6 protein-coding genes are annotated in these 13,546 nt (G+C 38.7%); all 6 read left to right on the top strand.

The window, feature by feature from the left end; genetic code table 11:
- Nucleotides 1-15 precede the first annotated feature (15 nt).
- The 6 genes from FW781_RS16365 to FW781_RS16340 all read left to right on the top strand — a co-directional run bounded on the left by FW781_RS16365 (nt 16) and on the right by FW781_RS16340 (nt 13,017).
- On the top strand, nt 16-3,207 hold the full coding sequence (locus FW781_RS16365) for an efflux RND transporter permease subunit (protein WP_149388408.1): 3,192 nt from the start codon (nt 16-18) through the stop codon (nt 3,205-3,207).
- Nucleotides 3,179-4,636, top strand: coding sequence for a TolC family protein (locus tag FW781_RS16360; RefSeq protein WP_149388407.1), 1,458 nt, complete (start codon nt 3,179-3,181; stop codon nt 4,634-4,636). Before FW781_RS16365 ends, FW781_RS16360 begins: the two co-directional genes overlap by 29 nt.
- 274 nt (nt 4,637-4,910) lie before the next feature.
- Nucleotides 4,911-5,204, top strand: coding sequence for a hypothetical protein (locus FW781_RS22670; protein WP_228720222.1), 294 nt, complete (start codon nt 4,911-4,913; stop codon nt 5,202-5,204).
- Between the two features lie 186 nt (nt 5,205-5,390).
- Complete coding sequence (locus FW781_RS16350) at nt 5,391-5,930, top strand: T9SS type A sorting domain-containing protein (protein WP_228720221.1); 540 nt, start codon at nt 5,391-5,393, stop codon at nt 5,928-5,930.
- A 5-nt stretch (nt 5,931-5,935) separates the two neighbouring features.
- Nucleotides 5,936-12,499, top strand: coding sequence for an RHS repeat-associated core domain-containing protein (locus FW781_RS16345; protein WP_149388406.1), 6,564 nt, complete (start codon nt 5,936-5,938; stop codon nt 12,497-12,499).
- Entirely contained in the window at nt 12,496-13,017 is a 522-nt protein-coding gene (locus FW781_RS16340) for a hypothetical protein (protein ID WP_149388405.1), read from the top strand. The genes FW781_RS16345 and FW781_RS16340 overlap by 4 nt, the downstream gene beginning before the upstream one ends.
- Nucleotides 13,018-13,546: the final 529 nt, after the last annotated feature.

Here is a 13,546-nt window from a genome sequence, read left to right as displayed (position 1 = left end):
CTAAAATGAAGTAGTATGTTTAAGAAATTCATTCGCAGACCAGTTCTGTCTATAGTAATCTCATTGATTATTGTATTTATGGGAATATTGTCATTGGTAAAACTTCCTGTGACACAGTTCCCATCTATTTCTCCGCCTAAAGTAAATATTACAGCAGAATATCCCGGAGCTAACAATGAATTGTTGATTAAATCTGTAGTTATCCCATTGGAAAGGGGGCTAAACGGAGTTCCGGGTATGAAATATATGACCTCGGATGCCGGAAATGACGGGGAAGCTTCCATTCAGATTGTATTTGACCTTGGAACAGATCCCAACGTAGCTGCAGTAAACGTTCAGAACCGTGTATCTTCAGTAGTGAATAAGCTGCCACCTCTTGTAGTACGTGAAGGGGTAAAAATCACTCGTGAGGAACCTAACATGTTGATGTATATTAACCTGTACAGTGATGATCCCAAAGCTGACCAGAAATTCCTTTTCAACTATGCAGATATCAATGTAATGTCTGAATTGAGAAGGGTAAGCGGTGTTGGTTTTGCCGATATCCTGGGAACCCGTGAATATGCAATGCGTATCTGGCTTAAACCTGATCGATTAACGGCCTATAATATTTCAGCTGATGAAGTCATGGAATCTCTGAATGAGCAGAGTTTGGAAGCATCTCCGGGTAAAACCGGGGAAAGTTCCGGGAAACGCTCTCAGTCATTTGAATATGTATTAAAATATCCGGGTCGTTTCAACAACGAAAAAGATTATGGAAACATTATTCTAAAAGCAAAACCGGATGGTGAATCTGTAAGACTGAAGGATGTTGCTGATATAGAATTCGGAAGTTCCATGTATGATATTTATTCCACATTGAACGGAAAACCATCCGCGGCAATTACGGTAAAACAATCCTATGGATCTAATGCAAGCGACGTTATCAAAAACGTTAAAGCATTGATGAAGGATCTTGAAAAAAATAATTTCCCTAAAGGAATGCATTACGACATCAGTTATGACGTTTCCAGATTCCTGGATGCCTCCATGGAAAAAGTAATTCATACCTTGTTTGAAGCCTTTATTTTGGTTGCTATTGTAGTATTCTTATTCCTTGGAGACTGGCGTTCAACCTTGATTCCGGCACTAGCCGTTCCGGTTTCATTAGTAGGAACGTTTGCTGTAATGTCAGCCTTTGGAATTACCCTGAATATGATTTCCCTCTTTGCTCTTGTAATGGCGATCGGGGTTGTAGTAGATGACGCGATTGTAGTAATTGAAGCCGTTCACGCCAAGATGGAAGAAAAACATCTTTCTCCATTGAAGGCGACAGAAGAAGCAATGCATGAGATCAGTGGAGCAATTATCGCAATTACATTGGTAATGGCATCTGTATTTATTCCGATTGCATTTATGTCCGGACCGGTTGGAGTATTCTACCGTCAGTTCTCTATTACAATGGCTTCATCCATTATCTTATCAGGGGTGGTGGCACTTACTTTGACGCCGGCTTTGTGTGCGTTGATCTTAAGAAATAACCACGGAAAACCTAAAAAGAAAACTCCGGTTACTATTTTCCTTGATAAGTTCAATAATGTATTTACAAAAGGAGCGGGAAGATATGAGAAGATGCTGAATAAAACAGTGACGAAGAAAACAATCACATTGCCGTTACTATTAGCATTCTGTGCCTGTACATTCTTCCTGAGTAACTCTTTACCTTCAGGATTTATTCCGGCTGAAGATCAAGGGATGATCTATGCTATTATTCAGACTCCTCCGGGATCTACATTAGAAAGAACCAATCAGATTGCTAAAGAACTTTTAAGAGAATCTGAAGACATTGACGGTGTACAGTCTGTTTCATCCTTAGCAGGATATGAGATTTTGACCGAAGGTACCGGATCTAACTCAGGAACCTGTCTGATCAACCTTAAAAGTTGGGAGGAACGTAAAGAATCCGCCGCTGAAATCATAGAAAAACTTGAGGAAAAAGCGAAGAATATTCCAGGTGCCAATATAGAATTCTTCCAGCCGCCTTCCGTTCCGGGATATGGAGCTGCCGGAGGTTTTGAACTTCGTCTGCTGGATAAAGCAGGAAGTGGTGATTATCATAAAATGGAGCAGGTGAGTAATGACTTTGTGAAGGAGCTTAAGAAGCGTCCGGAACTTGGATCGGCATTTACATTCTATTCCGCGAGTTTCCCACAATATATGCTTAAGATTGATAATGATCTTGCAGAACAAAAAGGGGTGACCATTGAAAAGGCGATGGATAACTTATCTACATTGATCGGGTCCAATTATGAGACGAGTTTCATCCGTTTCGACAGACCTTATAAGGTAATTGTTCAGGCAGGACCTCAATACCGTGCTTTACCAACGGATCTGTTGAAGCTTTATGTTAAAAATGATAAAGATCAGATGGTTCCCTATTCAGACTTCATGAGATTGGAAAAAGTATACGGACTGTCTGAGATTACACGACATAATATGTATAACTCTGCAGAGGTGAGTGGAACTCCGGCACCTGGATACAGTAGCGGACAGGCGATTAAGGCTATTCAGGAAGTGGCAGATAAAACGCTTCCGAGAGGTTTTGGTATCGACTGGGCGGGTATTTCCAAAGATGAAGTAAGCCGTGGAAATGAAGCGGTATTTATTTTCCTTGTGTGTTTAGGATTTGTTTACCTAATCCTTTCTGCTCAATATGAGAGTTTCATCCTTCCGCTTCCGGTAATTTTATCTCTTCCGGTAGGTATTTTCGGAGCATTTTTATGCTTGAAACTTTTAGGATTGGAAAATAACATTTATGCACAGGTGGCCATGGTCATGTTGATCGGGCTTCTGGGTAAAAACGCCGTGTTGATTGTAGAGTTTGCTGTACAGAAAAAGGCAGAAGAGGGAATTCCTGTAGCAAAAGCAGCTATTGAGGGAGCCGCAATTCGTTTCCGTCCGATTCTGATGACATCATTTGCATTCGTTGCCGGATTGATTCCATTGGTGATTGCAACAGGTCCGGGAGCAATTGGTAACAGAACCATTGGTACTGCAGCAGCAGGAGGAATGTTAATCGGAACTATTTTCGGATTGATGATTATTCCAGGGTTATATTACATCTTCGGAACCATTGCAGAGAAGTCCAGACTGGCAAAATATGAAGAAGAGAATCCTTTAACAGAACAAACTGAACCTTATGAACATGATGGAAAATTCGAAGACTAAAAATATAATCACAGCCATCGCCTTATCACTTGTACTTGCAAGTTGTAAGGCACCCATGGCGACTGTCATAAAAGACGAGGTAAAAGAAAATATTCCTCAGAACTTTAATCAGGAAGAACAGCAGGATGCGAATAACAATAGTGGAACGACTCCATGGAGACAGTTCTTTACGGATCCAAACCTGGTAACCCTGATTGAAACAGCTTTAAAGAATAATCAGGAGTTGTTAATCACTCTTCAGGAAATTGAAATTGCTAAAAGTGGTGTTTTAGCTAAAAAAGGAAGACTTACCCCAACTGTTTCAGCAGGAATAGGTGCCGGACTGAAAAAAGCCGGCCGTTATACCAGTGAAGGAGCAGGTGATGCTACTACAGAAATTGAACCTGGGAAAGAAATGCCGGATCCGCTTGGAAATTTTGAAGCGGGATTAAATGCAAGCTGGGAGATTGATATCTGGAAAAAACTCAGAACCGAAAAAGAATCTGCAGTGGCCCACTATCTTTCTACGGTGGAAGGCAAAAACTTTGTCCTGTCTAATCTTATTGAAGAAGTTGCTGATAATTACTATGAATTGCTGGCTCTTGATAATCAGTTGGATATTATACAGCAGTACATCAAGCTTCAGCAAAGAGCGTTGGAAATTTCTAAAATTCAGAAAGAAGCTGCGGCTGCAACGGAACTGGCAGTGAAGAAATTTGAAGCGGAATTGGCGAAATCCAAAGCAGCAGAATATACAATCCGTCAGCAGATCACTGAGAAGGAAAATCAAATCAATGCTTTGCTGGGAAGATATCCACAGCCGATCGTGAGAACAAAAGAAAACTTTATGTCTACGATTCCTCCAACGGTTTATACGGGAATTCCGTCACAATTGCTGGCAAACCGTCCTGATATCAAGCAGGCAGAACTGGAATTGAAAGCATCAAAGCTGGATGTAGAAGCAGCAAGAAAAGAGTTTTATCCTTCTCTGGAAATTTCTGCGACATTAGGATTAGAGGCTTTCAAACCTTCCTATCTTGTTAAATTACCTGAATCCATTGCTTACAATCTGGCAGGTGAATTAGCAGGACCACTGATTAATAAAAGTGCGATAAAAGCTAATTTTCAGACAGCAGATGCAAAACAGGTTCAGGCATTGTACGAATATGACAAAACCATTCTGAACGCTTATCTGGATGTTGCCAATCTGATGTCGAAGGTTAAAAATATAGATCAGTATTATCAATTGAAATCTCAGGAAACCAAAGCGCTGGATCAGTCTATTGATATTGCCAATCAGTTATTCCGTAACTCCAGAGCTGATTATCTTGAAGTTCTTCTGAACCAAAGGGATGCGCTGGATGCTAAAATGGAACTTATTGAGGCAAAACAAAAACAGCTCAGTACAGTGGTTGACATCTATAAAAGTTTAGGTGGAGGCTGGAAATAAAACATCATAATTCTATCAATAAACAGTTAATGTTTTTTGGAAAGGTCAATTCTTTTGAGTTGGCCCTTTTTTGTTTTTAATACGACAAGTTTTGTCGTAACGCTAAGGTAATTTTACATCAGAATAAGATAAGTTTTAATATGTTTTAAAGATAATTTAACAATAAATAGTATGATTTATAGGATACCACATGAAAGTGATTTTCATATCTTAAAAAGTGTTAAATTTGCGAAGTTTTAAGAAACTAATTACTAACTCAGAAAACAACATTGGAATGAAAAAAATCTATATTGGTGCATTCACCTTATGCACGGTCTTGGGAATCTCTGCCCAGGAAGTAGTATGGCAGAAAGATATCAAATCCTCTACCCAGGATTTTCTAAGCCAGGTTACTACAACCATTGATCAGCAGTATCTTATTACGGGAAACTTGATTCAGAGCGATAAATTACCAGAATCCCGTAAGTATAGTGTATTATTAGGTATGGAAAGAATTATGTTCCCAAACTTAATTTCTTGTATGCACAGTATAAGGGAATTCCCTTATTTTATTTGTGTAGGGCTTTAGGGTCTTCAGAGTCGTTCAAGACTAACTGCATAAGTCCTGATTCTTAAATCAGGCTAATAACCATTTTCAAAATTAAGCTATATGAAAGCCTTCTATTTTTCAGGATAAGCTATATCCTGTCGCAAAAATTAACGGTAGTACCCTTCTGGGACACCAAAACTAACCTTTACTTACAATTTAAACACAATGAAAAAACTTTATTTGGCTACACAATCTAAGTGTACCACTCCGGGGGATATGTCGGCCCGGAAAATATTATTACAAAGGAAACTTTTTCCTTTGTTCTTTCTACTGATCGGAATTTGGGGGTATTCCCAAACCGAGGTATATTTTAAATATGACGAAGCTGGAAATCAGCGCTACAGAGGACCAGAAGAAGATCCTAAAGATAAAGCTTCACTGCTGTCAAATGCAATTTCTAAAACAGCTTCTATTGCATCGAATTCTGCTATTGATGAAAAAACATTCTGGAAGCAGATACGACTTTATCCTGTTCCAGTAAATGATTTTCTGACTATTGACTGGACCGAGGAAGTAGATAGTCTTATTGAATCGGTCTCACTTTATCAACACAGTACAGTCCACTGGAAATTCCAGCAGCAGAACTTACCTGAGCTTAACAGGCAGCTGAAAATTAACATGACAGGTTACAATTGGGGCGTATACGTACTGCGCTTTACCCTGAAAGACGGCAGAATTTTCAGTAAAAACATCACTAAAAGGTAATCGCTATGAAAAAGTACAATCATAAGAAAATACAAATAATTTCGTCGCTTATATTATCTTTTATATCTATATTCTGCATTGCACAGACCCCCACTCCTAAATTTCATGATACTAAGGGCAATATAGATGTTACAGGAGCAGGACAGCTTCAGTATACACTTCCTATTGATCTTCCTCCAGGGGTTAAAAATATTGCTCCTGGGATCAGTCTGGTCTATGTAAGTGGTGCCACCAATGGCCTAGCTGGCTATGGCTGGAATATTACGGGGCTGTCTTCTATTTCCAGAGTTGGCAAAAACCTTGAAAAAGATGGTATCACCAAAGGGGTACAGCTGGATTATGTTGATTATTACAGCTTTAACGGGCATAGGTTAATTTTAAAGTCCGGGGAATATGGTAAAGACGGCGCTGAGTATGTTACAGAAAAGTATTCTAATATAAAAATCAAATCTGTTGGTAATATTACCGGGCAAAACTGGCAGGGACCAGAGTATTGGGAAGTGACATCTCCGGACGGCTCTATAGCATGGTACGGGGCTACGGCCCCTGGTAACAGCCAAGCCAGAACACCAATTGACTATAATATTGTCAAAACAAAAGATACTGATGGAAATTATGTCACTTATAATTACACTTTAGCAGATAATGTTTCATTAATCAGCAGTATTGAGTGGGGAGGGAATGAAACCACAGGGACAAATGCCCTCAATAAAATCAATTTTAATTTTATAGCAAGGCCATACGCCGAGACTGCCTATATCAAAGGGAATCTTTTTTCCCAATCCAAAGTTCTACAGTCTATTGTAGTTTCCTCCAATAGTAAGCAGTACAAGAAATACAATATTGCTTATAAGTATCTTACGGATAATCCGTATAAGTATCTGGAGAAGATTACCATTTTAAATGGTAATAATGAAGAAGCAAATCCAGTGACATTTACGTACGAGGAACCATATTTCAAAAATGGAAAATGGAGCAGTACCTATACAATAAGACCTAATGCGAATGATATAACAGGAGATTTTAATGGTGATGGATATCTTGATGTATTAAGATATCATTCTCAAACCTCAGATAAAATTCCACAGATAGGACTATACCTTTACAGTAATTATTTAAAGAATCCGTGGCAGTATGATGTTGCTCCAGTTGTTTTTGTAGGCAATATGGTAACGAGCGTTACCAATGCTGCTGTTGTCAATCTTAGAAAGGGAAGTCTTATCCGTAACCGCCAAGGATTTGTACTTAAAAAAGAGGTGTTTAATAGTTCTACTTCTAAAACAGATCTTATACTCTCGTTCTATGGCCTTTCTGAAACTAACCAGCTTGTTCTGGATTATACGAAGACTATTCCTGGTGGCGATTATGATTTTTCAACGGGAACTATCAGTAATGGGGTAAGAACTACCGTTACCGCCATGAGAAGTGTTGATTTTAATGGCGATGGCCTGAATGAACTGGTTATCTCGTTAAGTGATAGAGAATGTCATCCGGTAAGTATTGATCCTGAATTCAAGCTACCACCGGATTGTACTTCCACAATGAGATATTTTGTAGTAGATCCAGATGAATCTATCCAAGGCAATGCGTGGTATTATCCGCTTGAACTTTATCCTGACTACGATAAGCTAAGCCAGGATGTATTAAAGCAATATTGGTCAGGAGACTTCAACGGCGATGGGGTATTTGACCTCATGAAGCTCAGCCAGGACTTAAAGCCTGTCCTGATTACTTTCCAGAAAAACACTCTTGGCCAGTATGAATCTTCTATCGCTCCCTTTAATCCTGCCAATGATGAAACGATTAAGGGGTACTGGCAAAATACCGTAGTAGGTGACTATAATGGGGATGGCCTTAGTGACCTGATGATGCCGGGCACTGCAACTTCGGCCATTTGGTACCTCTATACATCAAAAGGTAACGGTTTTAAGGAAGAAACCAAAGTGTTCTACCGTCCTGAACCCACTCGAAGGATTACAACTGACCCTCAAACTAAGAATATCTTTGTAGCTAATCCAAGGACTTTTGTGGGGTATGATGTTAACAATGACGGAAAAACCGAGTTGGTTATGTTGGAAGGTGGCCGAGGCTATGTTTATGTTACCCAGGATGGCGCTCAACCTGGATATAAATATACCAGAAATTACACAGCGAAGGCTTATATACTTTCTACCACTGCGGGGGAACTGCCTCCTATGATGAATGCTTATTGTGTTTGTGATGAAGTGGTATATCTTAACGGCGAGTATAATACAGCCAATGAACTGGCTCCAAACCGCAGGGATGTTGTAGGACTTTCTGTCGATCAATGGACGGGAGGAATGCTCAAGAGTGTTAGGATGGTGTCTATGAATGGAGAAAACTACGGCTTTGCAAATGAGCAGGAGGTTGCCTCCAGCTATTATTTAGACCTGGCGAGAGAGACCCGAATTAAAACGATTCAGCAGGGAGGAATAACCACAGAAATCACTTACAAACTGTTGGAAAACGATCAGATATTGTATAAGCCGTTCAAAACCGAAAACTATCCTTTTGTTGAAATTGATCAGTCTTATGGAATGCATGTGGTTTCGGAAATGACACAAACCCCATTAAGACCCGATCAGTACCTCTCTGATCCTGAAAAGGTGAAGTTGAGACGTTTGTTCAGGTATAGGGGTCTTACAGCCAATATCTTAGGGAAAGGAATGGTAGGTTTTAAAAAAATGGCAAGAACTTCCTGGTATAATTCGAGGCTTGCAAGTACTGTCATATGGTCAGGAATAGAAATTGATACTGAGAATGAAGGCATTCCATTAAAAGAATGGTCGTTAAAATATACCAGCAGCGATACAGAGGTTTTTCCTGATGATCTCTCTGAAAACAATACACAGCTTCTAAGCTTAAAATCTACAATCTATCAGACCATTAAGCTCTTAAACGGACAGCAGGTAACTTCTGTTACTGATGCGGATAAGGCAAAGGTGGTGACAGTCATTTTACCGGCAAGAATCAGGGTGAAAGATTTCTTGACGGGAACTGTTAAAGAAGACAACATTATTTACGAACAGTACTATCTTCCACTGAAAATTGTTTCCAAGATTAATGACACCTATGGGGTTACGACTTCTGTATTTGAGTATCAGCATAACCCTTCCGGGACTGCAGCAGGATATTATATCGGACGCCTGAAATCTAAGACAGAAACCCAACAGGCCTATGGAGATAGTCAATCCGGTAAGGAAGAATTTACCTATGAGAATAACAGGATTAAAACCCTGAAAAAATGGAACAGGAATAATACGGGTAATATTCTTGAAACTTACAGCTATGACGGTTTTGGAAACATCACTGGAAAAATACTTTCTAACAGTGTAGATTCACAGGAGCGTACATCCAAGTCACAGTACGATCCTACCGGAAGATTTATCATTAAGAAAACAGACCACTTAGGATTAGAAACGGAGTTTTTGTATAATAACTGGGGGCAGGTGACTAGCCAGACCGACCCACTAGGAAATATCCTTACAAGCACTTATGATAACTGGGGGAAACTCGTGTTTACTGAAAATAGCCTTCAGGGAAAAACCAGTTATATCTACGAAAGGGATACCAATGATAATGTGACTGTCACAAGGAATGATCCGGATGGTAATATCTCAAAAACACTCACCAACAAGCTGGGACAGGTGTATAAGGCAACTACTAAGGCTTTTGGAGACGGACAATATGTCTCCAAAGAAACGCAATATGATGTTTTGGGGAGAAAAATCAAGGAATCCGAACCTTATTTTGACGGAGAAAGCGCCAGCCAGTGGAATACCATATCGTACGATGAGTCGGTATATCCAGCTAATATCACAGCTACTGCCTTTATGGGGAAGCAGACCCTTACTTCAGTTTCAGGATTGACCACTACGGTAAAGGAAATGGGCACTGCAGATTATGGAAGAACCACCTCCAAAACTTCTGATGCTTTAGGAAATGTTATATCATCTACCGATAAAGGAGGAACTATAAAGCTTTCTTACAATGCAGCCGGAGAGCAGGTAAAAGCTCAGTATGCCGAAAATGCGGTTACTACAACATATGATGTGTGGGGTAGAAAATCTGAATTTAATGACCCTTCCAACGGATTGTATAAATATGAGTATGACGGATTTGGTCAACCTAAGAAAACGATCAGCCCGAAAGGAACTAAAGAATACACCTACAATAATTTGGGGCAATTGGTTTCGCAGAAAGAGCTTTCTACTAATGACGGAGGGGCGGCCACGAATAAGGACATCATTTTCACGTATAACACTAAAGGTATGCTTACCAAAAAGTCTGGTACGGCAAACAGTAAGGCATTCAGTACAGAATTCGGTTATGATCCTCAGGGAAGAATAACATCTGCTATAGAGAATCACAACGGAAGAAGTTTCGCCAATAAGGGTATTACATATGATGATAAAGGACGAGAGATTTCCTATATAAAACAGCTGTCTTCTTCGGGCATGCTTACTGAGGTGCAGATAGAAAATGTCTATAATGAGTGGAATGGAGAGCTTTATCAGATCAAAGACAAGCAGTCAGAAAAGGTTCTTTGGCAGCTACTGGAGACCAATGCAAAGGGGCAGGTTCTTGAAAGCAGATTGGGTGCTGCTAATATCATCAACACATATAATACTGCTACGGGAATGCTTTCGGAAATCAAGCATCTTTCTCCCGCACAGACCGTGTTGAATATACAGTATGGCTTCAATGCTATCAGAAATGAACTGAAATCCAGAAAAACTTTAGGAGACTTTAATATCATTGAATCATTCGACTATGATAACAATAACAGGCTTCTTAAATGGACTAACCCTGCAACAGGACAGCTTTCAGATAATACCTATGATGAAAAAGGGAGGATCAGGCAAAATGATCAGGTAGGGGAGATAAAATTTGATAATTCATCAAAAATCTATCAGCCTACCGGGATGAGCCTTAATAATAATGGAGTACAGAATTATAACGGGGACCTTATCCAGACTGTTATTTATAATGAAAATAACGATCCCGTACAGATCAATGGGGAAAAATCCCGCATCAATTTTGAATACGGTTTAGGAAGTATGAGACAGCGAGTAGATATCTCTTCCTTGACACAGGGCACAAACGAACCTGCATGGAATGATACTTTCACTAAATTTTACAGTGAGGATGGAAGCTTTGAAGTGGTAAAGAACCTGCATACAGCACAAGAGAAACATATTTTATACATCGGTGGAAATCCGTATGAATCTAATATTGTATATTTGAAAAACTTTGAAGAGAGCAGCGGTTCTTATAAATTTTTGCACAAAGATTATATAGGCAGCATCCTTGCCGTATCTGACCAGGCCGGGAACAAAGTGGAACAGAGACACTATGATGCATGGGGTAATCTTACTCATCTTAAAATTGGTACTTCACCAGTTACTACAGATAAATTACTTATTGCAGGTACATCGTTGGTTATTGACCGTGGTTACACAGGGCATGAGCACTTTATGGGCGTGGGTATCATCCACATGAACGGAAGATTGTATGATCCACTGCTCAGAAGGTTCTTAAATGCGGATGAAAATATCCAGGACCCTGCAAATACCCAAAACTATAATAAGTATGGGTATGTGATGAATAATCCCCTTATGTACAATGACCCAAGCGGGGAATTTTTACAATGGATAATCGGTGCATTTGTAGGAGGGTATTTAAATGGAGTAGCTGCCAATAACGGGAACTGGAATCCCGGAAAATGGGACTGGCAAAAATCATGGAGTGCTGTATTAGGCGGTGCTATTGGAGGTATGGCCATTTCAGGAACACTGGGAACAATAACAAGCAACCCCGGAGCAATTAAATTTGTACTGCCAAGTATTGTCTCAGGAGGGTTAAACTCTGCATTTTCTGGAGGAAATTTCTTGGGTGGTGCTGTTGGCGGGTTATCATATACGAGTAATTTATCTGGTAATAAAATAACTTCTACAGATGGGGTTAATAGTGGATATAAACATTATATGATCTCTAATGATTATGATGACGAAAACTTTGGACTAAGTGGCGGTGGTACCGATCCTTTAAGTACTGTATTAAGTCTTTTAGGTATAAGTCCTAGTGCTCCGGCAAGCATGTATTCTTTTAGTGTTATGGCTTCTGTTCTTGTTCCCCGAGATGCTTGGATCGCTGTAGCAAATCAGCATACAATGAAGGAATGGTCAAAAGAGTATATCAGTTTCAAGACAGATAAAGACGGTCTTTTTATAGATCCTGCAGACCCTAATATAAAGATAAGAGGTATTACAAATCCTTTTACTGGTAAAATAATATTAGCGCCCGGTCTTTTAAATGGAAAAAGAACTAATTATGGATTAGGTTCGGTAATTGTACATGAAATAAACCATTTTAGTAATTGGAAGAATGGCATACTTCAAGGTAATCATCCATTGATTCAAGACTTGAATGAAGTTTCTGCTTATAAGTTTGAAGAAGAATGGACAGGAACGCCAAATCCAGTGATATATGATTATTTTAAATCGATAGGAAATTATATGTTGAATATTATTAATATACCAAAATGAAAAAATCCATAGTAATAATAACATGCTTTATTTTTATCTCTTGCTCAACACAGATGAAAATAAATAAAAGTAAAGATATTGATATACTTATCAAAACACCTGTAAAATTAATAACAGACGAACCAGTAATGTTTACTATAAAGAACAATTCTAATTCTACGTATGTTATCGATCCATATGGTTTTGTTGGTAATTCGTATTGGATGCTAAATAATGAAAAATTAAATCCTATAAATTTTTCTAGAGGATATCGTTCTCGTGAAGACATAGATTGCAGAAATGATTTGATTATACTAAATCCTAAACAGAAAATGGATACGACTTTAAGCTTAAATTTTATGGAAAGAGCTATTTATGATTTTTCTAAAACAGGGAGATATACTAGAATTATCGAATCGAGACATAATGGTAAAAATGGTATGCTGCTAGGCTGTAAGCAGTATATTAATGAATTAGAGAGAAAAGGCTATCGTTTATTAGATGATAGTATCGATGCTAAAATACCTTTCGTAAAATGAATTGATTATTGAAATTTAATAATACATTGGAGTAAGAAGAGGTTCTTGTTTTTGAACATCTTGCAGAATGACGCCAATAAATGAAAATTATCTACAGCTAAAGTTTTAAGCAATTTATAAAATCCCTCTTGAAATTAATCAAGAGGGATTTCTATGTATTTTTAATTTTTTATCCGAATAGATTTTGCTAAAATTTATAATTTTTGAATATTAGACTCGAAAGTGTAAATTTTGTCCCCTCGTTGCCGCACGATTGCATCGTGTGGTGAAGTAATAATAACAAAGCCGCCGTTCAATAGTGGTGGCTTTATTCTTTTATTATAAAAACCTTTACACTTCCATAAGGATAATTTAAATTGCAGGTCTATATTTTATGAGGTTCCCATTGAAGCGAGCGTCTCGCTCGTGTCAACAAATAAAAACAAAACCACTGCTTTTGCAGTGGTTTTGTTTTAAAAAAGTCCTTGTACATCCTTATTAAAATACTGTGAACCACTTTATAAACAACCTCCAGACACTTAGAAAGTAC

Source organism: Chryseobacterium panacisoli (assembly GCF_008274625.1).
Taxonomy (GTDB): Bacteria; Bacteroidota; Bacteroidia; order Flavobacteriales; family Weeksellaceae; genus Chryseobacterium; species Chryseobacterium panacisoli.
The sequence above is the reverse complement of the archived record's forward strand: the minus strand, read 5'-3'. Positions and strand labels throughout refer to the sequence as shown.